Source organism: Mycobacterium sp. (genome assembly GCF_965230835.1).
Taxonomy (GTDB): domain Bacteria; phylum Actinomycetota; class Actinomycetes; order Mycobacteriales; family Mycobacteriaceae; genus Mycobacterium.
Map to the genome: position 1 here is coordinate 3913645 of NZ_CBDDLW010000002.1, position 25273 is coordinate 3938917.

Genomic DNA, 25273 nt, shown 5'->3' on the forward strand with positions numbered 1-25273 from the left:
TTCGCGTCGGTTCTGGAAGGTACATGCAATGCACAGGATAACTTGCGATGAGGAAGCGTCCGATGGCGGCGCTTCGGGTGGTCAGCTGAGTGCTGAGATCATCTGGGCGGACACTCAGCGGATCCATGCCAAAGCGTTGTGGGTCAACGCAGATGGCGATATCGATGTAGACAGGTATCGATTTTCGTCGGCGATTGTGCCAACGGGGCCGAGTACGGAGCCGCGGATCACCGTGGTGTTGCCGTCTCTGCCCGGGAACGGGCGGTCGAGCCGCTGCTACGGTTCGGCGCTCGAATTCCTCGGTGCTGGGTTCCCTGAAACCTCGACGACCACGTCCGAACTTCTCGGGTCAGCCGTCGCCTGAAATTCGTCGATAACAGGCCGCGACAGTACCTGCACATGCCCTATCTCTTGACAGTGAGGAGCCGATGATGACACCAGAAACGTCCATCGACTTGTATGAACCAGAATTCCTCGGAAATAGCGCTTTTCGCGTCGAAAGTGCCGGGGGGAAAGCGGCTGTCCTACACGAGCTCGTCAGTGCCGGGTTCACAGTGCCTGCGGGTTTCGTTCTCGAATCCGGCGTAGACGTGGACGCCACCTCAGACGAACAGCTGTCTGAGTGGATCGCAGCAATCGGCGGCTTCCCGGTTGCTGTGCGGTCCAGCGGCACAATGGAGGATCTCGGCTCGACGAGTTTCGCGGGTCTGTACCAGACCTTCCTCGACGTGAATGACCTCACCACCTTGCGGCAGCGAGTCGCCGATTGTCGTGCCTCGCTAGACAGCCAGCGGGTCAGCGATTATGCCCACCATCACGGTCTTGATGTAGGTGCTGCCCGGGTATCGGTGTTGGTGCAGCGCCTCGTGCGACCTGTTATCGCCGGCGTGGGATTCTCGATCGACCCGGTGAGCGGTATCGAACAGCACGCGCTTGTGGAATGCTGCGCTGGGCTGGGTGAACGACTGGTATCAGGGCAGACGCTGCCGACTCGGGCCGTCATCGACCTGCGTACCGGTCAATGCGTTGAACATACTGTCGGTGATGACGGGGTTAGCTTGGACGCTGCCAGCTGCACGCGTCTCGCCGAGTTGTTGCTGAAAATCCAGGCGGAGCGACACTGTCCTCAAGACGTTGAATGGGCGATCGACGCTGATGGAGTCCTGTGGCTTTTGCAGTCGCGTCCGGTAACCAGCATCAGTTGGCGCACCGATGTGGGCGAGCTGACCGAAGCCGACTTCCGAGACGGCGGAGTTTCGGCGAGGGTCTGCACGCCATTGATGTTCTCCTTGTACCAGAACGCTTTTCAGCATGCGATGCAGCAGTTCTGGGTCGGCCTGCGGTTGCTCGACCCGGCAGTGGAACCCACGTGGATCACCATGCTCTACGGCCGGCCCTACTGGAACGTGGGTGCTGTGAAGGACCGCTACGCCAACATCCCGGGTTACGACGAGCAACTGTTCGACACCGACCTGGGTATCAACAAGGTCTATGGCGATCGGGGTCCACGCAAAACCCCGCTGACGCCGGTCGTGCTTGCAAGGGCACTGCCAGCGGCTCTGCAACTGGCCAGTGGCTACCGCCGCCAACTCGGCACGGTTCGGAAGTTCGCTGGCTGGTGGCAAACCGAGTACGCCCGATGGCAGGAGCGCCTAAAGCGCATCAACGACGTTGACGACTCGGCGTTTGCCGCCGAACTTTCGGAATGTCTACTGTCCTTCCACGCCCACACAGAGCGCACCTATTTCTCGACGATCTACTACAACACTTGCGCTCAGAACGACTGCAAGAAGGCAATCGAAAAGGTAGATGCCGCTACCAAAGGACAAACCTCCATCGTTGATATGATGGGCGGTCTGGCTGAGATCAGCCACATGAGACTGCAGCGTGGAATCGTGGCGCTGCACCGCATCGCCGACGAGACCGGACTCACCGGTGAACGGTGGAACACAGCGGTCGACCAGTTCATTGACACCCACGGCTTTCATGCTGATGTCGAACTAGATCTGACGCATCCGCGATGGTCGGAAGATTCTGGGCGAGTGGTTGCGCTGATCCGCGGAATGCTGGAAGCCGGCACTGTTCCTGCCGACCCGGACATCGCGTTAGACGATCAGCGCCGCCGTTTTGAGAAAGAACTCAACGCGTTGCGTGAGCGGATAGGTCGTGGCCGCTGGCATCGCATTAGATTCGCGCGCGCCGCCGAGCGCCACGTCGACCGGATGCGTCGGTATTTGATTGCGCGCGAACAGATGCGGGAGTACTCGTCGCAGTGCTATGCCGTCGTGCGTTCCTACGTTGTTGAAGCCGGCCGTCGGCTGGCTGCAGGTGGCCAGCTCAACCACGAGGACGATGTCTTTATGCTGTCGCTCTGGCAGCTGGCAGATCTGGTGAACGGCCGTGTCGACGGCCCCGTCCTTGCTCAAGAGATCGCCTACCAGCGCGCGATGTACTCCGGCTACCGCGATCTGGCTCCGCCGCACGAGCTCGGCGAGGGCATCACAGCGCCGGTCCGTCCCCAAACAGGACAAAGTTCGGCGCTCATCGGTCTGGGCTGCAGCCCTGGAATCGCTGAAGGAACAGCTAAAGTCGTTCTCTCACTTACTGATATCGATCAGGTACGGCCTGGAGACATCCTGGTAACCAAATTCACTGATCCAGGCTGGACCCCCGCATTGGGATTGGTGTCTGCCGTGGTGACTGAAGTCGGCGGGTTGCTTTCCCACGCCGCGGTAATCAGCCGCGAATATGGCATTCCAGCGGTTCTCAGCGTTCCCGAAGTGACCAACACGCTGCGGTGTGGGCAACGGATCCGCGTCGATGGGGCGACTGGCGAGGTAACTGTGATCGACCATCCTGACGAAAGTTCGCGCTGATGAATGACACTGCACCCACCACCATTTGCATCGTCGGCGGCGACGGGTCGGGTAAGACAACTCAAGTCACTCGACTAGCGGCGATATTCGAAAGCCGAGGCCAGAAGGTTGCTGCGGTAACCATTTGGGATGCGCTCATCGACCCGGCTGTCAAGTCCAAACTTCCGTTTGAACGACCGCTGGAGATCTACAGCTATCTCAAGGTGCTTGATCCACTGGCCCGTACTCACTTCTTGTTTCACGCGATGCACCTGGCGCTGGACTTGGCGCGGGCTCGCACGCCAGATGTGTTGTTGCTAAACGGGTATTGGTACAAATACATGGCGACCGAGATCGCTCACGGCGGGCCGCCGACCGAGCTGCGTCAACTCGCCGCCGGTTTTGCGGTGCCCGATCGCTCGTTCTACCTGGCGATCACTCCCGAAGAAGCGTTGCGCCGAAAGAGTCACCGCAGTGACTACGAAAGCGGATACGCCGAAGACCCAGAGGTTTTTTTGGCCTTTCAGCGGCAGGCTCACCAGGTCTTGGACACGTTGTCAGCAGAGCTGTCGTGGGTTCACCTTGATGGTCTGCAGCCGACGGCGACCTTGACCCAGGCGATCGTCGACAACCTCGACAAGGCGCGCAATGAGTGAGCGTGTCGCTGCCACCAGACGGGTTGCTCTGGTCGGACTCGACGGATCGGGCAAGTCGACGATCATGGCTCGCCTACGTGCGGATACCGAGCAGCGATTCAATGATTTTACGTGCCTGACGTGCCCGGATTTCCACGATACCGCCGACGGCCCAATGCATGCCTTATCTCGAACGATGCGTCAGTTCAGCACCTGCTGCGATCAGATTGGCAGCGCCGAGATGAAGGCGCTTTCGATGTACCTGCAGATGACATTGTATGGTCCGGTTGAGCGGTTTTTCCTGGATACCTTCACACCCCGGGTTTTGGTATGTGAACGGCATCCGTTGATCGAGACGTTTGTATACGCGCCGCTGTATGTGCTTCTGGCGAATACAGATTGGGACGGCACGGCAATTGAGCCGGCAATCAGGACGGCGATGGACGGGTTGGGTGCGTCCCAGTTCGACGATGTCGTCAATTGGCATGCCGCCGAGTCACGCCGGCTCGGCGACAGCGTCACTATATGGAACCGTTTCGCCGACGTAGCCGCTGCCGTGCAGTTGGACTTCCCGACCGCGATGGCCGAATTTTCTCGTCGATACCGGACCACGTTGCCGGACGTAGTATTGTGGCTCGACGTCCCACCGGAGCAAGCTGCTCAGCGATGTCGAGAGCGCAGCGCTCGATCCGAGCGCGAAACACATGAAACCCCAGAGTTTCTCGCCTTTCTCCGCACCCAGTACGAAAAAGTGCGAGAAGACGTCGCCCAAACATTTCCGCAGGTGCGCTTTCGGGTCATTGATACCAGCGATGAAGCTGGCTTGGATGACTCTTTGCAAGCCTGCTTGACAGAAGGACAGTTGCTGTGATCATCGGCCACGACATCGAACAAACTGACGCCGAAATCCAGAGCCAGGTGCGTCAGATAGTCGCCGACGTTTTATGGGTCGACCATAAGGCACTAGAGGGCTCGATTCCACTGGTCGACTACGGCATGGACTCTTTGCGGGCTATAACCCTGATAACCGGCCTGGAAACGGCGTTCGGCATCAGTTTGCCCGATGACGTGATCGCTCGCCTACACACCACTGACCAGATTGCCCACTACATCGCCGAAGGACAATTGTGACACTTGTCAAGCGATCTGATCCGAGTGTGGCCCATGCCTTGTTGGCGAACGCCGAACGCGGCGCCGACGCGCCCACGATCACCATCGCCCAGACGCCCGACCAGCACATCGTGCTGCGCCACGACGCCATGGCGCAACAGGCATTGCGCGTGGCTGCGGTGCTGGCAGAATCCGGTGTCGGTCCCGGCGACCGGGTTGTACTCTGCCTGCCGACGTCGCCGGAGTTCGCTACGATTTTCTTTGCTATCACCATGTTGCGAGCGGTGCCGGCGGCCATCGCGCTTCCCACCGGTTTTGGCGATTCAGCTGCATTCGTCGAAAAGGTCCGTGGAATTCGTAGCTATCTGACTCCGAAAGCGTTCATCACCACCGCGACTATCATCGAGGTGATACCAGAACTTGGCGGTGAGCATCTCAGCATCCTCGAAGCCACGTCCTTGTGCTCTTCGGCTGAGGGTGTCGAGCCGATCACGCTGCCGACACCGCCTGATCCCAGTGAACTGTGCTTTATGCAGCTGACCTCAGGGTCCACCGGTGAGCCGAAGGCCGTGATGGTTACCCATGGCAACGTCATGGCCAACTGTCAACAGGTGGCGCGGGCGTGCTCGTGGTCGACTACCGACGTGCAGGTGGCCTGGCTGCCGCTCAACCATGACATGGGTCTTATCGGGACATTGCTTGCACCGATCTATCTCGGTACCGACTCGGTACTGATGTCGCCCGATCGTTTTCTGCGGAAGCCCGCTGAGTGGCTAAAAAATGCCAGCAGATATAACGGTACTCTTAGCGCGACAACGAATTTCGGACTAAATTACGCTGCAGCGCGAATTCGTGACGAGGAGCTGGTCGATGTTGACCTGTCTTCGTGGCGGTTTATTTTTTGCGGAGCCGAACCTATTGATACCAGCATCATGCGTCGGTTCGTTGAGCGGTTCGCGCCATGGGGCATGCGCCGTGATGCGGTTGTGCCTTGCTACGGACTGGCTGAGGCCACGCTTGCTGTGGCCGTGTCGACCCCGGTTTACCCAGCTATGGCAGACACCGTCTGCCGAGAGCGACTCAGCCGTGATCAAGCCGTTGTTGGTGCAGAACACGGTGATCCCACAGCCCAGCAAATCGTCAGCTGCGGTCCACCGGTATGGCGAACCGAAGTGCGCATCGTCGATGAAAATGGTTGTGCTGTAACGAATTTAACTTTGGGTGCAGTCGAGTTCCGGGGGCCGTCCCAAACGCCGGGGTATTATCTTCGTCCCGAGGCCACCGCGGCATGCCAGAGCGCCGAGGGTTGGTGGAAAACTGGAGATCTCGGGTATCTACGAGACGGTGAGCTGTACGTGGTTGGTCGCGCTAAGGATCTGCTGATTATCCGTGGCGCCAACCACCTGCCTACCGACTTTGAACGCGCGGCCGAGACGGTCGAAGAGGTACGCCCTGGAGGCGTGGTCGCTGTCGGCGTTTATCAGCAGGAGCTGGGCACCGAAGAACTTCATCTCGTCGTAGAGACTCGCTCCGACGACCTACCGGAGGACCAGCAGGCCGACGAGTTGCGCCGGGTCATCACGGCCACCGTGAGTCAGCACACTGGTGTTGCGCCTACCCGCGTACATCTGGTGCCCCGCAGAGGGATTCCCAAGACCACCAGTGGCAAGCCAAGAAGGTTTCAGGTGCGCCAGCACGTGGAGAACACATTGACAGCCGCCTCGCGGAGGTACCCATGACGCACGATCTGGCGAACGCGCGGGTTTCGCCATCAAAGCGTGCGCCTGATGACGCCACATCGGCGGCGCTGGGCGTCTTCACCGGACGATTCCTGGCTGAGAACCCACATATCGGAGTGGAACAGATCGGAGGTAAGGCGGCGAACCTAGCCTGGCTCGTCGCCCACGGGTACCACGTGCCCACATTCATTGTTCTCAGCGCCGATGCGTGCTCCCGGATACTGGGCCCCGCACGCGCCCGCATCGACGCCGCGTTGGCTGCCGTCGACACCGACAATCGCGAATCGCTAGACGCGGCGGCGAGTGCGGTCGCCGCCGCGGTCGCGGATTCGCCATTCCCGCAAGACATCGGTGCGGCACTGCAACAGCAGCTAACCCAGCTAGGACCGGGGGTCAGGTTCGCGGTTCGCTCGTCGGTAAGCGGGGAAGACAGCGCTTCGCATTCCTTCGCCGGCCAGCTCGACACCTTGCTCAACGTCGCACAAGACGGGCTCCTTGAGGCCGTATTAGCCTGCCTAGCATCGGCGTACTCACCGCGCTCACTGTTTTATCGCAGTATCCGCGGCATGCTCACACAACCTGTCGACGCCGCCGTCATCGTGCAACCGATGATCGACAGTGCAGTTGCGGGAGTCTGTTTCAGTTGCAACCCGCAGACCGGCGACACAGACGAGATCGTCGTCTCCGCTGGGATGGGCTTAGGCGAAGGAGTCGTCAGCGGGCTGGTCGAATGCGATACTTTCTTCCTGGATAGCCGCACACTTTCGATTAGCACCACACTCATCAACGAGAAGACGAGCCGCATCGTCGCTACCGAAAGTGGCGGTACGGCGCAGGAAACCACGCCGCCTGTGCAGACGCCTGTCTTGACCGATCGTCAAGCGGTTGAGATCGCCGCGACTACCAAGAAGCTGGCCGACGAGCTGGAGGTGCCCCAAGATGTGGAATGGGCCATCGACGATCGCGGCGCGTTGCACATTCTTCAAACACGGCCCGTCACCGCGACCGGCGGTCAACAAACCATCTTCGACAACGTCAATGTCGCTGAGTCCTACCCGGGGCTCAGTTCACCGTTGACGTTTACATTCATCCAACAGGCCTACAGCGAAGTCTTTCGGACGTGCCATCGATACTTCGGCGCAACCCGAAAAACCATCGCCGCCAACGTCGTCGGGGTCTATCCGTACCTGCTGGCATACATTCATGGCCACATCTACTACAACATCAGTAACTGGTATCGCTTGTTTTTGCAGGTCCCCGGAATGGACTTCGCGATATCCGGCTGGGAAGCCGCGCTCGGGATCGAAAACCGTTACCAACGTCCACCTGCGCGACAGCGTCTTGTGGCCCGACTCGGCAAACAACTGTGGTTCGCCAGAGCCATGGTCATCCTCGTCTACGGCTGTCTGCGGCTACCGGCTCGGTTGCGCGCGTTCTTCAAAGATCTCCAGGCGGCCACGGTGGCGCTGGATCACCTTTTTTCCGACCAGACGCCAGCCCACCAGCGCAGTGCTCACCACCTTGTGGTGTGGCTGGAGCGTTTCATGGACGAACTTGCCCCCTCGTATTCTGCGCAGATATTCAACGACTTCATCGCCCAACAGCTGTTCAAAGTCGTTGAAACGTTCCTTCGGCGCGCAGGAATCGACGACCCGCACTCGGTACGCAACCAGTTGTTCTGCGGCCAAGGAGGCGTGGAAAGTGTCGATCCGGTCCGTTCCGCGCTGGAGCTGACCGACGAAATCCGCCAGAATCCCGATCTGCTGGCCTTGTTCGAGGACGGTCAGCCCGCCGAGGTGTGGGCGGCGATAGGCAGCAACGACAAGTTCAGCGACTTTCGCGCTCGCTGTGACCGACACATCCAAACTTATGGCGACCGCACCATCAACGAGCTCAAACTTGAAACCAGCACCTTGGCCGACCAGCCCGAACAACTGGTCATCATGCTCTGCAACTTCCTGCGTGCCGGGACCAATATCTCAGGCATGGCTGACCGCGAACGCCAAGCGCGTGCCAATGCGGACGAACAGGTACGGTCCGCGATGGCCTCGCGCCCTTTCCTGCGACTCGTCTTTTCCGTCGCGCTGGCGCTCGCCAGAAAGACGGTCAAACAACGCGAAAGCATGCGATTAGGGCGCAGCCGCTGCTTCGGGCTGGCAAAGCGTGTCTACCGGCGACTGGGCGCGCATTTCCAGCAAGCGGATCTGCTCGACGATCCGGCAGACATTTTCTACCTCACCTATCAGGAAGTGTTCGCACTAGTAAGAGGAACATTTGTCGACGCCGACCCGCGCGCCCTAGTGACGGCTCGCCGAGGCGATCACACCCGATGGGCCAGCGAGAAGCTCGCGTCGCGCATTGTCACGACCGATATCGCGGCGGCGCACATCAACGAGCCTGAGTTCACCGAAGCCGATGATTCGGCAGTTCTACACGGAATCGGCTGCGGACCAGGAAAAGTCAAGGCGACGGCTCTCGTTCTGGCCGAGCCGACCCCCGATGCCAGCGTCAACGGCGAGGTCCTGGTGGCTACTACCACCGATCCCGGTTGGGTATTCCTCATGATCGCGGCGGCCGGACTGGTGAGCGAGAAGGGCAGCATCCTGTCGCACACCGCGATTATCGGCCGAGAATTGGGCATACCCACCGTCGTCGGTGTTCCCGGAGCTACCAAGCACATACGCACCGGTGAACCAATCGCGCTTGACGGGCTCGCCGGCACAGTCACCCTGGAAAGGTAAACACACGTGAACTACCCAACGGGTAACGCCGCGGAAAATCATGCGGAGAACTTCACCCTCGACCACTATCTCAGTACCACTGGCGGTACCTTCGAACAGCGGTTTGAAGAATTTCGTCCATTCGTACAGCGCGTGCGCGGCATGGGATTCGTCCTGCGGGAGATCATTGGTCCGTCGGGGCCTGTCGTCCAGGTTCGCGACCACCACACCGGCGAAATCCGCGACGTCATCATGTTGGGGTCCAACAACTACCTCGGGTTAGCCAACGAGCCGGAGATCGTGGCCGCCACTGTAGCTGCCACCCAGAAATTCGGCATCGGTTGTGGCGGACCGCCCCTGCTCAACGGGACGACATCCCTGCACCATGAACTCGAAGAACGTCTTGCCGATCTCAAGCATTGCCAAGCGGCCATGTTGTATGCGTCGGGGTACGCGGCCAACCTGGGCTGGGTCACCGGGCTGATGCGCGGCAACGATGTGCTGATTTACGACGAGCAGAACCACGCCAGCCTCATTGATGCCATCAAGCTCGGTAGCGTCAGATCAATTCCCTTCGCGCATAACGACATTGATGACCTCCGACATCGGCTAATGCAGGTGCGTTGGCGTTACCCTGGCGCCAATGTCGTGGTCGCGGTCGAGGGTGTGTACTCGATGGATGGAGACATCGCGGCGTTACCGGCCATCAAGGAACTCTGCCGAGGATTCAACGCATGGCTGGCGGTCGATGATGCGCATGGCACCGGCGTCTTGGGTGCCCAAGGCTCTGGAACCGCCGAGCATTTCGGCATGCCCGACGAAGTAGATCTCAATATGGGCACCTTCTCCAAAGTATTCGCCACCACGGGTGGATTTGTCGCAGGCTCTGAGGCTCTCATAGATACCCTGCGCTTTTTCGCACGTTCCCACATGTTCTCGGCGTCTCTGGCGATACCGGTCGTCGCGGCAGTCATAGCCGGAACGGATTTCTTGGCGGCCAATCCCGAGCGCCGTGAACAACTGCACCGCAACGTTGTTCACCTGTCTGCGGCGTTGAGGGATATCGGATTTTCGGTCAACCCAGACTCCGCGATTATTCCGATAATGCTGCCCGAGACGGTTTCGGTTGCCGAAGCGGTCGCCGCTCTTTATGCCGATGGCCTATTTGTCAACGGTGTGGAGTTCCCCGCGGTGCCGCGCGACCAGGGTCGGCTGAGGCTCAGTGTCATGGCGACCCTGACAACCAGCCAATTGGACGAGTGTGCCGACAAAATCGAACGTGTCGCTCGCCGTTTAGGTTTCCACCCCGACCACGTTGCCCCGTTGGGGACAGCGGGCTGAGAGCTGAGATCTGCAATGATAACCACAACACCCACCGCTGAAGAGCGACTTGTGTTGCTCGCGTCCTGGGCGGCGCCCACCGCTGCTGAACAAGAGCAGCTAAGCATGCTGGTCGAAAGCGACCTGGACTGGCCACAGCTGTTCAGCCTGGCAGATACTGGTGCTACTGCGCCGCTGGTTTACCAGCGGCTACAGGCCCAGAAGCTAACGCACGCAGTGCCGGCAGCTGTCTTGCGGCGTTTTGAGGCCGTCACCGATGCTGTGACGGAGCAGAACCGACGTCGTTTGGCGGCTGCCAAAACGTTGCTCGGCGAATTCCAGCGAGCCGGCATCGATTGTGTGGTTCTTAAGGGAATGTTGTTCGGGCTAGAGATCTATCAGTGTCCTTACTACAAGCGAATGAACGATCTCGACATTCTCATCAAACTTGAGGACGCTCCGGCGGCAATGGAGCTGTACCGGCAGCTGGGTATGATCAGCTCGACGGCCCTTTTCGGCAAGGAAGCCAAGATCAAACCGGACTCCACTCACCACCTGCCATCGTTCGCGACACCAGACGGCGCCCTTGTCGTCGGAACCCATTGGGGACTGATCACTCCTCGCGCGCCGTACCGTATTGACTACGAAGCTATTTGGCAGCGAACGCGGCCGATCGACTTTTACGGCGTCCCTGCGTTGGCTATGGCACACGCGGACAATGCGCACCATCTGTGTATCCACTTGCCGTACTACAAGACCGGAGTACGCGAGCTCGCAGACATCTGGAATCTGATCCGCTACGCAGGATCTGATCTCGACACTCAGGTGGTGGTGGAGGAGATCGACAAGGCGGGCTCTCATGATCTCGTCTACCACGCTTTGAGCCTGGTTCAGCGACTGCAACCCACTGGAGCGACGGCAACGCTGCTAGACGCCACACGCCCGCATATCAGCCGCTGGTGCCGCTATGACACCGCTCGCAAGACACAGGATGTACACGTCCTGATGCGCAGCAGGTCCACCCACACCGCGACGATCGAAAAGGCTTACGTCACCTTTAACTCCACCGACAAGCTGGGGGAGAAACGAACGGCGTTCGTGGCGCTGTGGAAAGGCTTGCTGGTGCCGCCCGCTGCCGAGGCATACACGATGAGTTCGATCGGACAGGGCAGCCGATGGGTGTCGCGGATGCTGACGAGAATGGCTGCCCCGTACCGACTCAAAAGGGTCTTTCAACGCGACCTTGGCCAGTGGTTGTTTTACGCGGCTTTAGTCAAAACTGTTGTGGATATCTCGATCTGCGCTGCGCGAACGGCGGTCAACCCCCAGTATCAACCGCCCAGCCTGGAAGACTTCGCCCAAAAACACGGTGTCACCGCAGCTCAAGTGCAATCCATCCTGGATAGCCAGCAATGACCTCCGCAGCAGCCGGCGGACTCCCCGGTCTGCCCGGGGTGAACACCGTGTTGTGGGATCTTGACGGGACGCTGGTCGGGATCCGCCGACGCACCTTCGCTGCGTTGATGCCGGCCGTTGCGGCCGCGATGTTCGCCGACATCGTTGCGCCATGGCGCTTTGCCCGCATACTCGCTGCCGTCCTACCTGACGTGCGGGCCAATACCACCGAACTTACTAACTTCGACCTCATGGTCACCCGTATCGCCGACGAGACCGGTCGTGACCCGGAGCTGATTGGCGCGAGGCTGAGCCGACTTGCCGAACGGGGGTTTCCGCGCCTGCGGCGGTGCTTCTATCCGCACCGGGCTGCCGGTGCACTCGTGGAGGCACTGGCGGCTCGCAATCTGAGCCAGGTGGTTGCCACCAACCCGTTGTGGCCATTGAGCACCGCTCATGCGCGCTTGGGGTGGGGAGGGATTGATGCCCGACGATTTTCGTTTATCGCGAGCGGTAGCTTCATGCGAACGGCCAAGCCTCGGTTGGACTACTACCGTGAGCTCCTGCAGATTCTCCAATGCCAGCCGCACGAATGCATCATGATTGGCAACGATGCCACAGCTGACACTCCCGCGGCCGAATTAGGCATACCGGTCCACCTATTGGACGACAGCTATCCGGCAAAAACAGAGCTCGCGGCATCACCACTGGTCACCGTGGGAGATTGGGCGGTCTTGGCGGCGCGGCTGGGTGTGTCGCCGCTACCAGGCTCCGACCTGAGTTCGGGAACGGTTTGAGCTCGTCGAGTGGGCAGCCCGCTGTGATCCGATGACTTCGTCGCCGTCAACCGGCGGATGCAGCGAAAATATTGCCTCCATACATTCCTGAGGAAGCCCATGTTGGTTATTGTCAACCCTCGGTCCAGCGGTCACCGTACTGCGGCCCGATGGCCAGAGGTGGCGGAGTCTCTGCGCCGTGTATATCCCGATGCGCAATTCGTGGTGCCGGGCTCTGCCGAGGAGGCCCACGACGCTGTTTTGGCCGGACTGACGTCCGGGCAGGATGCGCTGGTGGCCGCCGGAGGGGATGGGACGGTCAACCTGGTGCTCAACGCAATGATCGATCAAAAAACCGACCGCCCGCACCTACCCAGCATTGCGTTGGGCGCGGTTGGGCTAGGTAGCTCCAACGATTACCACAAGCCGTTGGCTTCGCGAACGTTCTACAGTGGTCTACCCGCGAAAATAAACTCTGACGACGCCACGAACATCGACGTGGGAAAGGCCATTATCGAACTGCCCGATGGTAGTCAGATGATCCGCTACTTTGTTTTGAATGCGAGTATGGGAATGGTGGCCGACGGGAATCAACGGTTTAACCAGGGCGCGGGAATGATCGGATGGTTTAAATCGCGCAACACCGACGTCGCTATTGGCCTGTGCGCGCTACATGAGGTTTTGCGTCCGCGGGTTCCTCACGTGAAAATAGTTTCCTCATCCTCGGGGGTTTTCTTTGACGCTCCCACGGCCAATGTTGGAGTGCTGAAGTCGGTGTACTTCGCTGGTGATATGCGCTACGACACGCCAGTTGTCGCCGATGACGGCAAGTTCGATCTCAATATTTGGCGGCCATCCGGTCCAATTCGGACAAGCTGGCTCATAGCAGGTCTATACCGTGGTCGATTTCTTGGCTCACCACTGGCTATCCATAATCGTTGTTCGTCGCTGAGCATGACACCTCGGCGGCCGTGTCCGCTCGAGCTGGACGGCGAGATCGTCATGGCTGAATCGGTGCGCCTTGAGGTCATTCCATCAGTACTGCGTGCATGCACCTGAACAGCGTTGCGAGGTTGCGAAACGGTGACGCTGTTCGCCCTGCCGCCATCGACTCGGCCGCCGGATAGGTCTCGGCGATCGGCGCTGTGCGGCTGGCGCGACGGTCGTGGTTGCGCATGTCGATCTGGTGAAGCTCGCCAGCGATGAGCTGACCAAGGTTTGCTGGCAAGCCGCCCGGGTTCTCTGCGGCCGTTGCGTCGGCAAACTCGTGCTTACGTGCTCGGCACGGACTCCGGTTGGACACATTCCGAGCGCTAGCCGCATCGGTGTCAAGGCGCTGCGAAGCCGGCTGCACGGCCCCGCCGGAACCGGGGCGTACCGGTCCTTGGGTGGTGGCGGGAACCTGTAGCAGTTCTTCTTAGACGTCGATTGGAGTGGCTAGAACGGTGACTATTTGTCAAATATGTTGACAAACTTCTGGGTGGTTCTTTGCAAAGCACACCATCAGGCTGGGGCCCGTTTGTCCGATCCTGCCGAAATCTTTTCGAATTTGCGCGGAAAGATCTCGTGAAACCACGGATTTTTTTGACCGAATCGGCTTAAAATGCGCGCGTGATGACTGGAGTGTGCGTGGTCGTCGTGACTGACCGTCCGGTTGGACGGTTGTCTGGGCCGTGGATGCGGCAGGTTGGGCTGGGGTTGTAATGGTTCTGGATTTTGCGTTTCTGCCGCCGGAGATCAACTCGGGGCGGATCTTTGCCGGTGCTGGGTCGGGGCCGTTGTTTATGGCGGCTAGTGCGTGGGAGGCGTTGGCTGCGGATTTACGGGCGTCGGCGTCGTCATTTGACTCGGTGATTGCGGGTTTGGCCAGTGGGGCGTGGATGGGTCCGGCGTCGGTGGCGATGGCGGCCGCGGGTGCGCCGTATGTGGGGTGGCTGAGTGCGGCGGCGGGGCAGGCGGAGTTGTCTGCGGCTCAGGCGCGTGCGGCGGCGGGGGTGTTCGAGGCGGCGTTGACGGCTACGGTGCATCCGGCGGCGGTGGAGGCTAATCGGGTTTTGCTGGGTGCGTTGGCGGCGACGAATATTTTGGGGCAGAACACGCCGGCGATTGCGGCTACTGAGTTCGACTATGTCGAGATGTGGGCGCAGGATGTGGCCGCGATGGTGGGGTATTTGACGGGTTCTACGTCGGTGGCTTCGACGTTGGCGCCGTTTAGTGTGCCGCCGGTGAATCTGGCGGGGTTGGCGTCTGATCTTGGTGCGCAGGTTACGGGGGCGGCGTTGGCGGCGTCGTCGGCGGTGGCGCCGGTGGCCGAGGAGGCGGTGGTGGGGGCGCAGGCGGTCGCGGCGGCTGTGCCGGCTGACGCGGTGTTGGCGGCTGGGCAAGGGGTATTGGGTCCGGCGATGATGGCGTTGCAGCCGATGATGTCGCTTTTTCAGCTGGGGCAGGGTACTGGGGTGGCTGGTGCGGAGGCGGGGTTGTTGGGTGCAGATGCTGCTCCGCTGCTTGCTGGTGAGGTTGATCCGGTGAAGGGGCTTGGTGGCGCTGGGGGGCTGGGTTCGGCGGCGTCGGCGGGTTTGGGTAAGGCGCGGTTGGTTGGGGCGATGTCGGTGCCGCCGTCGTGGCAGGGGGCGGCGCCGACGGGGGCGCCTACTACGGCGATGTCTGGATTTGGTGCGATGCCGGCCGGGATGGCTGAGGGCGTCGGAATGGGTGGCCGTCCGATGGGGATGATGCCGATGCCGATGGGCATGGGTGGCGCGGGGGCTGGTATGCCAGGCGGGATGGGTCGTGGTGGTGCGGCTTCGCACGTGGTGCAGGCACGGCCCAGCGTGGTCCCCCGGACCGGAATCGGTTAGGGCAGGTTTGACGGGGTTCGTCAACGTGTGCAGCGTAGGTCTCGATTACATTGCAGCGCAGGAAAATACGATAATTCCTAGCTGTGATCCGTTAGGCGCGAGACGGCGCGATCCGGCAGTAGCACCGCGCGCAGCTGAGGGCTTTTCTGGCGAGCGGATAAGACGGTCGGCGCTAGCTATTGCAATGTTGTTCACCGCCATACGAGGCGCGCACCTCGGACAGTCCGGGGAACCGCGCGGGCCCGCCGGAGCAACGAAACGTTCTATGACTGTTTCGATTAGCAAGGTGGGATCAGGAGAGTGCTCTCCGACCGCAATTCACCGCGATTACGATACGCGCCTTGGCTGGGCCGATGAAACTGCTTGATCGATGCCTGGGCGGAATAAGATTACGCGCTCGCTAAGAAGCGCACGGCTGTGATGGTGTGTTGTGTTTCTTGCGCTCCGAAATGCGGGGCTTGACCCCTTGGGTTGGACACGGGATTTGTGGTTAGGCGGCTTGGGGCAGCGTAGCGGATAGGTGGGTCCTCTCGTAGGTGGCGGGGCTGAGCTGGTTGCAGTAGGAGTGGCGTCGTGTGGTGTTGTAGCGGGCCAGCCAGCGAAAGACCTCGCGTCGGCAGGTGGGGGCGTCGTCCCAGCTGTGTCGGTCTTGGAGGACCTCGCGTTTGAGGGCGGCGTTGACCGATTCAGCCAGGGCGTTGTCGGCGCTCGATCCGATAGCGCCCATGGACTGGGTGACCCCCAACCGGGTACACAGTTTCGCGAAATCCTGTGACGTGTACTGGCGTCCGTGGTCACTGTGGAATACCGCACCACCCAGACTGCCCCGTAGCGCCTCGGCGGCCTTGAGGGCATCTTCGACCAGTTCGGTGCGCATATGCTCTGCGATCGCCCACCCAGTGATCCGCCGAGACCAGCAGTCGATGACGGTGGCCAGATACAGGTTAGCGCCGCTAGCCAGCGGCAAGTACGTGATGTCCCCAACGTATCTCTTGTTGGATTCAGAAGCGGTGAAATCTCGTTTAAGCAGGTCAGGATATTTCTGTGTGGTTTTATCTGGTCTGGTTGTGCGGACACGGCGGCGGCACCGATACCCAGCGATCCCCGCTACGCGCATGACTCGGGCTACTCGCTTGTGGTTGACCCGCTCAGTATCAGCAACACCGTCGTTGAGTTCAGCGGTGATCCGCGGGCACCCATAGGTGTTGTCCTGATCATGTATTGCGCGAATACGCTCGGCCAACACCGCATCAGCAGCGGTTTGAGCTGCCCGCGTGGCTGCTGCCTGACACCAGGTGTAAAACGATGATCGAGCGATCTCGACGACCTGGCATAGCCGCTTCACCTCGAAGGCGTGTCGGTGATCGGCAACGAACTGAAAGCGACTCACCAGTTCGTCTCCCCAGCGAAATACTTGGCCGCCGACCGCAAAATGTCCCGCTCGGTGGCCAGCCGGGTCTTCTCGGCACGCAACGCCTGGTTCTCAGCATGGAGCCGTGCCACCGCTTGTTCGGGGGTCTCGCCACCCGGGGCCCCTACGGCAACCGAACCGGGTTTACGGTGCCGAATCGGCACACCGTGGGCCTTGCACCACGCCGATAACGTTGGGTCGCTCAAGCCAAGCTCAGCAGCGATCATGCTGATCGTCGCACCAGCGGTATCCCGATACAACGCAACCGCATCCCGCTTGAACTCATCAGGGTAACTTTTCCTTGCCATAGGGGTGGATCATCTCGCTTCCCCCAGGAACATCCTGGGATTCAGCGTGTCCAACCCAAGGGGTCAAGCCCCTGCCGACCGATCGATTCGTTGACCGCTACGTTCAATATCCTTGATTCGCGTCGGTGGTGTATGCGCTGAGAATTACCGATCCGGCACGCTGTTTGCCCTGGAATATGGCGCGATTGGAAAAACCCGCCTTGATTTTTGCCTTTGGTGATCGCGGTGGTGTTGGGCCATCTCATAATTCGCCGCGCTCTTTGAATGGCTACCCGGCGGTATGGGTCTGCACAAAGCTGAGAGGTCTGGTCGCCTACCCGGTTTGTTTGGTCTGGTCGGCGTGTGCGGTGGTTCGTCGGTTCTTCATGCGGTCGCGGTGGGCTGATGGGGGATGGCTGGCTCGATCAGACCTCGCCATACTGTTCGACGCGTCGGCTGACAACGTCGACCGCGCCGCTCGTCAACTGCTGATGGCCGCACGGGATGCCTAATGCGGTGTTGAGTTTATGCGGTGTTGGGATTTGTGGACAAAGTTTTCCCTATCGGATCTTCTGCCTGCTGAATTCCCTACCGTATCTGGTCGGCGCTGAATGCTGTGGAATGTGTCATCGAACAGCGTCATGCCTGCTCCTGGCTGTCGCGACGTCAACCTCCGCAGTCGCCGAACACGGGGTTGACCAAGGCGCTGTGCAGGGCGATCTGTTCCACGGGCTAGGTGGTCCAGCCGGCCACAGATTCGCGTTGATTGAAATTCGGGTTGGGGTGGTATCGAAATCGGCAATTCGAGGATATTGTCTCTCGGTTTGTCATACGATGCGGAGTACCTGGTGGTGATTGCTCTCTATTGGGTGGAGGCGCAATCAGGTCGGCCCTGGAAGGGGGCAGCGTGTTATTGCCTCTTGGCCCGCCCTTGCCCGACGACGCTGTGGAAGCGGTCAGGGCTCAGTCGGGCATGCTCGGAGGGTTGTCGGTCCCACTGACGTGGGGTGTGGCGGTGCCGCCCGACGACTACGACCACTGGGCGCCGGAACCCGAAGAAGGCGCTGATGCGGTCGCCGCGGAGAGCCTGGATTCGGATGTTGCTGCTGCGGACATAGATGAGTGGGAAGAGTGGCGTGAGTGGGAAGCCGAGAATGCCGAACCCCGCTTCGAGATGCCGCGCAGCAGCAGCGTGATACCGCATTCTCCGGCGGCCGGTTGAGAGAGAGGAGGAAGACTGTCGGTTTATCACGAGTGATCGGCGGCTTCGGTATACCGGCAGCCATCAATGAGAACGATCAACGTCTATAGGTATGAGATTCAGTTAGAAGGAGACAGGCAACATGGCAACACGGTTTATGACCGATCCGCACGCGATGCGGGATATGGCAGGCCGATTTGAGATGCACGCTCAGGTGGTCGAGGACGAGGCTCGCAAGATGTGGGCATCGTCGCAGAACATCGCTGGTGCGGGCTGGAGCGGTATGGCCTCGGCGACCTCGCTGGACACCATGGGTCAGATGAACACGGCATTCCGCAACATCGTCAACATGCTGCACGGGGTGCGCGACGGTCTGGTTCGTGACTCCAATCATTACGAGCAGCAAGAGCAGTCTTCGCAGCAAATCCTTGGCAGCTAATTTTCGGCGCGGCCGACGCCGTTGCCGCATATCGCTTTGATGAGTGAAGGAGGACAGGTTCGATGACCATTAATTACCAGTTCGGTGACGTGGATGCCCACGGTGCTTTGATCCGTGCGCAGGCCGCCTCCCTGGAGGCCGAGCACCAGGCCATTGTTCGTGATGTGCTGGCTGCTGGGGACTTCTGGGGTGGGGCCGGTTCGGTGGCGTGCCAGGAGTTCATCACGCAGTTGGGTCGCAACTTCCAGATGATCTACCAGCAGGCCAACGCCCACGGCGCCAAGGTGCAGTCCGCTGGCAACAACATGGCCAGCACCGACAGCGCCGTCGGCTCCAGCTGGGCCTAGATAGTCCCGGCATAGTTCGGTTCGCGGTGGCACGCGGGCGAGTGGTTCGCCCGCCGCCGACTGTGAACTGTGCGCGCCCCCGCACGAGCATTGGGTGTTCGTGCGGGGGCGCGCACAGTTGCATGTTGTGGACTGTTGTTAGAACCGCCCGCCGCCGCCGATGAAGCCGCCATCGGACGAGCCGCCGGATGTATTCGGGGAGCCGCCGAACGAAGTAGGCATCGAGCTCCCGAACCCGCCCCGCATACCTCTGCTGAGCAGATCGCCCATAAGGATGCCGCCGAGGATCGCGCCGGCGTCGTTACTGCGGCGTCGAGTGTAGGCACGCTGAGCCGAACGCACGTTGGAGTTGGCCAGCGACTGAGCTTTCGCGGCCAGTGTCGACGCTGCGTTGGCGTAGGCAATCGCTTCGGTTGGGTTGTTCGTCTTTCTATCGTAGGCAGCTTGGAGCTGCCGGTTCGCCTCGGCAAGCCGGGTTCGGGCCTCGGGCCCGACGCTGCCGCGTCGCGCATCGATGTATTCCGACACTGCGTGAACTCGCGATTGCGCGGTGAACAACGCTTGCTCAAGCGATCGGGCGATCCGATCAGCGGTCGCTTGTTCTTCGGCCAGGGTGGCCAGCAGCTGGTCGAGATCGGCGTCGGCCTTACTCAGCTGGGCAAACATGGCCAATGGATCGCCGGCTCCGCCAGCGTTGGTGGTCTCCAAAGCTCTGGCCGCGGCGTCGCGAGCGGCGATCACCTCGCCGGTGCGCGGCGATGTCGGTTTTAGAGTCTGTTGCAGCTGTTCGTTTGCGCGTCTGATGCCCGCCTGTAGGTCGGCTTTGACTGACGGCAGTGTGGCCACCGCGTGCCGGATGTCGCCGGCCGCACTGTCTACCGAATCCAGCAGCCTGCGGGCTTGCCCGAGCGCTGACTCGGCGGCGCGAACGGCGTCCACCAAACCGGCTTGTTGTCCGCGGACCGTCTGAGCGGCCAGGTCACGTGCGGTGCTGACGTTGCGATCGGCGAATACCAGCCGCTCTTGGGCTGCCGCGGCGTTGCCCGAGACCGACGCTAGTGCGTGAGCGTCGAACTCATTGTGCAGCTCGGTCAACCGCTGCTCTGTCGGGGCGATACGAGCGGAAAGGTCGACATATTGCCGGGTCAGCAGATCGAGGCGGGACGGGGCGTTGATCACCAAGTCGCGCAGCTTCTCGAACGCTTCAGTTTGTGATGCGAGTTCGCGGTCGGCGTGCGCCGCTGAGACGATGACGCGGGTAAGTAACTCGCGTCGTTGCAGTGGTGTCTCAGGGGTACTGTCGTCGAGTTGCTGGCGCACGGTGAACGCTTGGGACAGAGCCGTTTTCGCGTTGCTCACTGCTTGAGTGAAAGGCGCGGTCCGCTGTTCACCAAACTCCTCGGTCGCCAGCGCGAGTTCATTGGAACTGGTGCGTAACGCGTTGTCGACATCGACCACCATCAATCGTGAGAGGTCATCGAGGGCATCGAGCGGCACGGCGGCAAGCGCCATCGCGTCGGTGGGGTCGACTCGTCGCGCCGCGGCCAAAGAGTCGGCGCGCCGACGCCGCCCGCGGTAGCGCATCACGACGAGGAATATCAGTACGGCGACGATCAAGATGCCAAGCACCACGAGCAGTGACGTCCGGCCCGATGAACTGGTCTTCTTACCCAGGCCGTTCGCTGCGGTAACGGCGGCGCCGACCCAGTCGCCGCCGCGCAAGGCTGGCTCGATTCGATCACGCCGCAGCTTGTCGACCTGCGTCTTACTCAACCCGGGCAGCGTGCTCGGCACCAGAAACGCATAGGCACGATCGCCGGTGGCGACGGCCAGCAGGGCGTCGTGGTCGCCCAGTTCGCTGGCGGCGACGGTACTTTTTGCCCAATTTACCGCGCCTTCCCCAGAGAAGTTGTCGACGTAGACGACCCACAGACGGATGCGGCGCTCAGAGTAGAGCTTGTCGACGGCTGACGTGACTGTGGCGCGATCGGAATTTGTGAGCACGCCGGCTGGGTCGGTGACGTAGCCCGGCAGCCGGAATGACGGTTGCGCACCGGAGGGTGCAGCGAGCCAGAGTCCGGTCATGACGATTGTCAAGAGCATGCTGAACAGGCGAGCGATGCGCATACCGTTAACTTATCGTGGCGGTCTACGGACTTCGGGTGATCGGTACGGCTCGCCGTGTACGTCGAGCAATCGTATTCACCGATCATCGTGCGGATGCGCTCTTTCGGCCGGTGCAGACGCGTCCCTGGCAGACTGTGCCTCGGTGATCACGAATCGGTTGGACCCCTACGACGACTTTGACTGTGAGCGGCGAGTGCTCGAAGCGCCGAAGACTGCGGCGCTGCTGGGTGCGGAAAGCCAGGACCGCACCCATTTCGCCCGGGACAGGGCCCGGGTGCTGCACAGTGCGGCGCTGCGTCGGCTGGCTGACAAGACGCAGGTTGTCGGACCGCGGGAAGGTGACACTCCGCGCACTCGGTTGACTCACTCGCTGGAAGTTGCTCAGATCGGTCGGGGAATGGCGATCGGTTTGGGGTGCGACCCGGACCTGGTGGAATTGGCCGGTCTGGCCCACGACATCGGGCACCCGCCGTACGGGCACAACGGTGAGCAGGCGCTCGATGAATTCGCTAGCCAGGTCGGCGGCTTCGAAGGCAATGCTCAGAATTTCCGGATCCTCACCAGCATTGAACCAAAAGTGCTTGATTCACAAGGCTGTAGCGCAGGTCTGAACTTGACTCGAGCATCGCTGGATGCGGTCACGAAGTATCCGTGGACGCGTGGTCAGCAACGACGCAAATTCGGCTTCTACGACGATGACCGCGATCAGGCGGCCTGGGTCCGCGTTCGTGCGCCAGCCGGCCGGGTCTGCTTGGAAGCCCAGGTCATGGACTGGGCAGACGATGTTGCGTATTCGGTGCACGACGTCGAGGACGGTGTTGTTTCCGAACGCATCGACCTGCGCGTGCTCGCCGACGACGCAGAAGCAGCAGCACTGGCCAAGCTGGGGGAGGACGAATTTTCCCGGGTGAGTGCCGACGATTTGATGGCGGCAGCGCGACGGCTGTCGGAGCTGCCCGTGGTGGCTGCGGTCGGGAAATACGATGCCACGCTGTCAGCGTCGGTTGCGCTGAAGCGATTGACCAGCGAGCTGGTAGGTCGATTCGCTTCGGCCGCGATCACGACGACCCGTGCTAAGGCAGGCCCGGGGCCTTTGGTGCGGTACCAAGCTGACCTGGAGGTGCCTGATGTGGTGCGTGCCGAGGTGGCAGTGCTAAAAATTCTGGCGCTGCAGTTCATCATGTCCGACCCGCGGCATCTGCAGATTCAGGCCCAGCAGCGCGAACAAATCCACCGGGTGGCGCATTGGCTGTATACCGGCGCACCGCAGACATTGGACCCAATGTTTGCTGCGGCGTTCCAGGCCGCTGACGACGAGGGCACGCGGTTGCGGGTCATTGTTGACCAGATCGCCTGCTATACCGAAGGGCACTTGCAGCGTGTCGCGGCACGTCAAGCCCGTACGTAGTGGGTTTTCACACCGCCAGTGACCGTTAGGCTGCCGGGCATGATCACACGCAGCGCCACTGTCAGGTTTCTCGTTTTGCTTTCCGCCTCGGTGGTGGCCGCCTGCGGTTCGGCTGAGCGGAAGACCGGTCAGCTCAGTGGCTCGGCCTCGATAAACAGCGGCTCCGGGCTGTCTTCGGCCGCGACGAACAGGCCGGCATCGGGCACCGATTCGTTGTCGGCGCAGTTGAAAACGCCTGACGGCCAGCCTGTCGTGGCTGTGATCTTCGACTTCGCCCGTGGCTACGTCACCGTTACCGTGAAAACAGTTCGTGCTGGAGTCTTGGCTCCTGGTTTCCACGGGATGCACGTCCACGCAATCGGAAAGTGCGAGCCCAACTCGGTGGCCCCGGCTGGCGGCCCGCGAGGCAATTTCTTGTCCGGCGGCGAGCACTACCAGGCACCCGGGCACACCGGGCAGCCTGAGAGCGGTGATCTGACGCCGCTAGAGGTACGTCAAGATGGTTCAGCTTTGCTCGTCACGACGACCGATGCGTTTACCAGGGACGAACTGTTGGCGGGCCAGAGAACCGCTGTGATGCTGCACGGCGCCAAATACAGTGACAACGAGACGGAGCGGATCGCATGTGGAGTCATCAGGACCGCCTAGCAGCCTTAGACTGAGCTGATGTCCGGTCCGGCGGGTTCAAGGGATGCGGGCCGTTCTGGAGCGGGGGGTCGGTCCAGAATTTCCGATCGCGACATTGCTGCGATCCGCGACGGGGCTCGCATTGAGGACGTCGTCGGCGACTATGTTCAATTGCGGCGTGCCGGTGCCGACTCGATGAAGGGCCTGTGCCCGTTCCACGACGAAAAGTCACCGTCGTTTCATGTGCGGCCCAACCACGGACATTTCCACTGCTTCGGCTGCGGTGAAGGCGGCGATGTGTACGCGTTCGTCCAGAAGATCGAACACGTCAGCTTCGTTGAGGCGGTTGAGCTGCTCGCCGATCGGATCGGCCACACCATCAGTTATACGGGCGCGGCGACCAGCGTGCAGCGCGACCGCGGAAGTCGCAGCAGGCTCGTTGCCGCGAACGCGGCGGCGGCCGCGTTCTACGCCGACGCGCTCGAGTCCGCCGAGGCGGCGCCGGCGCGTCAGTACCTGACTGAGCGGCATTTTGATGCGGAGGCCGCCCGTCGCTTCGGGTGTGGGTTTGCACCGTCAGGCTGGGAGTCGCTGACGAAACATCTGCTGCGCAAAGGCTTTGAGTTTAAAGAGCTGGAGGCTGCGGGACTGTCTAGACAGGGCCGCCGAGGCCCGATGGATCGTTTTCACCGGCGGTTATTGTGGCCCATTCGCAGCGCGGCGGGCGAGGTGATCGGTTTTGGGGCGCGGCGGCTGTTCGATGACGACCCGATGGAAGCCAAGTACGTCAATACTCCTGAGACGCTGCTGTATAGGAAGTCGTCGGTGATGTTCGGCCTCGACTTGGCCAAACGTGAAATCGCCAAAGCGCATCAGGCGGTTGTCGTCGAAGGCTACACCGACGTGATGGCCATGCACCTGGCCGGAGTTAGCACCGCTGTTGCGTCATGCGGCACCGCCTTCGGCGACGACCATCTGGCAATGCTGCGTCGACTGATGATGGACGACAGCTTCTTTCGCGGTGAGCTGATCTATGTGTTCGACGGTGACGCGGCCGGGCGCGCTGCTGCGCTCAAGGCGTTTGCTGGTGAGCAGAACCTTGCGGGCCAGTCTTTTGTGGCGGTAGCTCCGGACGGCATGGATCCTTGCGACCTGCGCCTGAAAGCTGGCGATGGTGTCCTCCGCGATTTGGTAGCGCAGCGAACTCCGTTGTTCGAGTTCGCGATTCGCAGCGCGATTGAAGAGATAGATCTAGACAGCGCTGAAGGCAGGGTGGCCGCACTACGCCGCTGCGTGCCGATGGTGGGCCAGATCAAAGACTCCACGCTGCGCGACGAATACGCTCGGCAGCTTGCCGGTTGGGTCGGCTGGGCCGATGTTGCACAGGTCATCGACCGAGCGCGCAGTGAAGCTAAGAAGTCCAAGAACTCCAGCCGCGGCGGTTCGGCGGCCTTGCCCCACCGCCGGGACACTCAGGACGCGCAAGGCGCACCTCCATCCAAAACCGCCGCTGTACGGCCAGATCCGCGCGACCCAACTCTTTGGGCGCAGCGCGAAGCTCTTAAGTCTGCGTTGCAATTTCCGGCGTTGGCTGGTCCGGTGTTCGACGCGCTAGCGGCAGAGAGCTTCACTCACCCCGGGTACGCAGCGGTGCGTTCGGCAGTCGAGGCGGCCGGAGGTACCTCGGCCGGTATCACCGGGGCTGAGTGGCTGGATACGGTGCGTCAGCAGATTACGTCGCCGCTGACTGTCGCGCTGGTGAGCGAGCTTGGTGTGGAGGCGATCCAAGTCGACGACGAGAAACTGCCGCGCTATATCGCCGGGGTGTTGGCTCGATTGCAGGAAGTGTGGGTGGGCCAGCAGATCGCCGAGGTGAAATCGAAGTTGCAGCGCATGTCACCAATTGACCAGGGCGCCGAGTACCATGCGCTGTTCGGCGACCTAGTTGCCATGGAAGCTTATCGGCGCAGCCTGCTCGAGCAAGCCAGCGGCGACGATCTCACAGCGTAGGTTGTGTC

The 25273-nt window shown here is 61.1% G+C and carries 20 protein-coding genes; 18 read left to right on the forward strand and 2 right to left on the reverse strand.

Translation table 11 applies throughout. The annotated features are described in order from the left end of the window. Window positions 1–28 precede the first annotated feature (28 nt). The 12 genes from ACO07W_RS18240 to ACO07W_RS18295 all read left to right on the forward strand — a co-directional run bounded on the left by ACO07W_RS18240 (window position 29) and on the right by ACO07W_RS18295 (window position 15408). On the forward strand, window positions 29–364 hold the full coding sequence (locus tag ACO07W_RS18240) for a hypothetical protein (RefSeq protein WP_421845105.1): 336 nt from the start codon (window positions 29–31) through the stop codon (window positions 362–364). Window positions 365–431: 67 nt separating this feature from the next. Further along, entirely contained in the window at window positions 432–2876 is a 2445-nt protein-coding gene (locus ACO07W_RS18245; RefSeq protein ID WP_421845107.1) for a PEP/pyruvate-binding domain-containing protein, read from the forward strand. After that, window positions 2876–3511 (forward strand): hypothetical protein, encoded by a 636-nt coding sequence (locus ACO07W_RS18250; RefSeq protein WP_421845109.1) that lies wholly within the window; start codon window positions 2876–2878, stop codon window positions 3509–3511. The genes ACO07W_RS18245 and ACO07W_RS18250 overlap by 1 nt, the downstream gene beginning before the upstream one ends. After that, window positions 3504–4361: a hypothetical protein gene (locus ACO07W_RS18255; protein ID WP_421845111.1), complete on the forward strand. Its 858-nt coding sequence runs from the start codon at window positions 3504–3506 to the stop codon at window positions 4359–4361. Before ACO07W_RS18250 ends, ACO07W_RS18255 begins: the two co-directional genes overlap by 8 nt. Then, window positions 4358–4621 (forward strand): acyl carrier protein, encoded by a 264-nt coding sequence (locus tag ACO07W_RS18260; protein ID WP_421845113.1) that lies wholly within the window; start codon window positions 4358–4360, stop codon window positions 4619–4621. The genes ACO07W_RS18255 and ACO07W_RS18260 overlap by 4 nt, the downstream gene beginning before the upstream one ends. Then, a complete protein-coding gene (locus tag ACO07W_RS18265; RefSeq protein ID WP_421845115.1) occupies window positions 4618–6339 on the forward strand; it encodes a fatty acyl-AMP ligase in 1722 nt (573 codons plus the stop codon). The genes ACO07W_RS18260 and ACO07W_RS18265 overlap by 4 nt, the downstream gene beginning before the upstream one ends. Beyond that, window positions 6336–9080, forward strand: coding sequence for a PEP/pyruvate-binding domain-containing protein (locus ACO07W_RS18270; RefSeq protein WP_421845117.1), 2745 nt, complete (start codon window positions 6336–6338; stop codon window positions 9078–9080). Before ACO07W_RS18265 ends, ACO07W_RS18270 begins: the two co-directional genes overlap by 4 nt. A gap of 6 nt (window positions 9081–9086) precedes the next feature. Continuing rightward, the gene (locus ACO07W_RS18275) at window positions 9087–10400 is read left to right on the forward strand and encodes an aminotransferase class I/II-fold pyridoxal phosphate-dependent enzyme (protein ID WP_421845118.1); all 1314 of its coding nucleotides are present in this window, start codon (window positions 9087–9089) and stop codon (window positions 10398–10400) included. Window positions 10401–10415: 15 nt separating this feature from the next. Beyond that, window positions 10416–11795 carry a nucleotidyltransferase domain-containing protein gene (locus ACO07W_RS18280; protein WP_421845120.1) on the forward strand — a complete coding sequence of 460 codons (1380 nt, stop codon included), beginning with the start codon at window positions 10416–10418 and terminating at the stop codon, window positions 11793–11795. Beyond that, the gene (locus ACO07W_RS18285; protein WP_421845122.1) at window positions 11792–12571 is read left to right on the forward strand and encodes an HAD family hydrolase; all 780 of its coding nucleotides are present in this window, start codon (window positions 11792–11794) and stop codon (window positions 12569–12571) included. Before ACO07W_RS18280 ends, ACO07W_RS18285 begins: the two co-directional genes overlap by 4 nt. Window positions 12572–12670: 99 nt before the next feature. After that, a complete protein-coding gene (locus ACO07W_RS18290; protein ID WP_421845124.1) occupies window positions 12671–13609 on the forward strand; it encodes a diacylglycerol/lipid kinase family protein in 939 nt (312 codons plus the stop codon). Between the two features lie 644 nt (window positions 13610–14253). After that, complete coding sequence (locus ACO07W_RS18295) at window positions 14254–15408, forward strand: PPE family protein (RefSeq protein WP_421845126.1); 1155 nt, start codon at window positions 14254–14256, stop codon at window positions 15406–15408. Window positions 15409–15898: 490 nt separating this feature from the next. Here ACO07W_RS18295 and ACO07W_RS18300 read toward each other — a convergent pair. After that, a protein-coding gene (locus ACO07W_RS18300) for an IS3 family transposase (protein ID WP_421840068.1) occupies window positions 15899–17127 on the reverse strand; the annotation gives its coding sequence in 2 pieces (ribosomal slippage) (window positions 15899–16812 and window positions 16812–17127; 1230 coding nt in all). A gap of 886 nt (window positions 17128–18013) precedes the next feature. Between ACO07W_RS18300 and ACO07W_RS18305 the strand changes: the two genes are divergently transcribed. The 3 genes from ACO07W_RS18305 to ACO07W_RS18315 all read left to right on the forward strand — a co-directional run bounded on the left by ACO07W_RS18305 (window position 18014) and on the right by ACO07W_RS18315 (window position 19093). Next, a complete protein-coding gene (locus ACO07W_RS18305) occupies window positions 18014–18328 on the forward strand; it encodes a hypothetical protein (RefSeq protein ID WP_421845127.1) in 315 nt (104 codons plus the stop codon). A gap of 121 nt (window positions 18329–18449) precedes the next feature. Continuing rightward, window positions 18450–18746 carry a WXG100 family type VII secretion target gene (locus ACO07W_RS18310; protein ID WP_421845128.1) on the forward strand — a complete coding sequence of 99 codons (297 nt, stop codon included), beginning with the start codon at window positions 18450–18452 and terminating at the stop codon, window positions 18744–18746. A gap of 62 nt (window positions 18747–18808) precedes the next feature. Continuing rightward, the gene (locus tag ACO07W_RS18315; protein ID WP_421844534.1) at window positions 18809–19093 is read left to right on the forward strand and encodes a WXG100 family type VII secretion target; all 285 of its coding nucleotides are present in this window, start codon (window positions 18809–18811) and stop codon (window positions 19091–19093) included. A 138-nt stretch (window positions 19094–19231) separates the two neighbouring features. Here the strand turns inward: ACO07W_RS18315 and ACO07W_RS18320 are convergent, their stop codons facing one another. Further along, window positions 19232–21220, reverse strand: a complete 1989-nt coding sequence (locus ACO07W_RS18320) for a TPM domain-containing protein (RefSeq protein ID WP_421845129.1) — start codon at window positions 21218–21220, stop codon at window positions 19232–19234. Between the two features lie 142 nt (window positions 21221–21362). On the opposite strand from ACO07W_RS18320, the gene ACO07W_RS18325 reads away from it, so the two are divergent. Genes ACO07W_RS18325 through dnaG form a run of 3 tightly spaced genes read left to right on the forward strand, consistent with a single transcriptional unit; the run spans window position 21363 to window position 25265 of the window. Next, a complete protein-coding gene (locus ACO07W_RS18325; RefSeq protein ID WP_421845130.1) occupies window positions 21363–22628 on the forward strand; it encodes a deoxyguanosinetriphosphate triphosphohydrolase in 1266 nt (421 codons plus the stop codon). A 39-nt stretch (window positions 22629–22667) separates the two neighbouring features. Further along, the gene (locus ACO07W_RS18330; protein ID WP_421845131.1) at window positions 22668–23276 is read left to right on the forward strand and encodes a superoxide dismutase family protein; all 609 of its coding nucleotides are present in this window, start codon (window positions 22668–22670) and stop codon (window positions 23274–23276) included. Between the two features lie 18 nt (window positions 23277–23294). Then, window positions 23295–25265, forward strand: coding sequence for a DNA primase (gene dnaG, locus ACO07W_RS18335; RefSeq protein ID WP_421845132.1), 1971 nt, complete (start codon window positions 23295–23297; stop codon window positions 25263–25265). The last annotated feature ends 8 nt before the right edge of the window (window positions 25266–25273 follow it).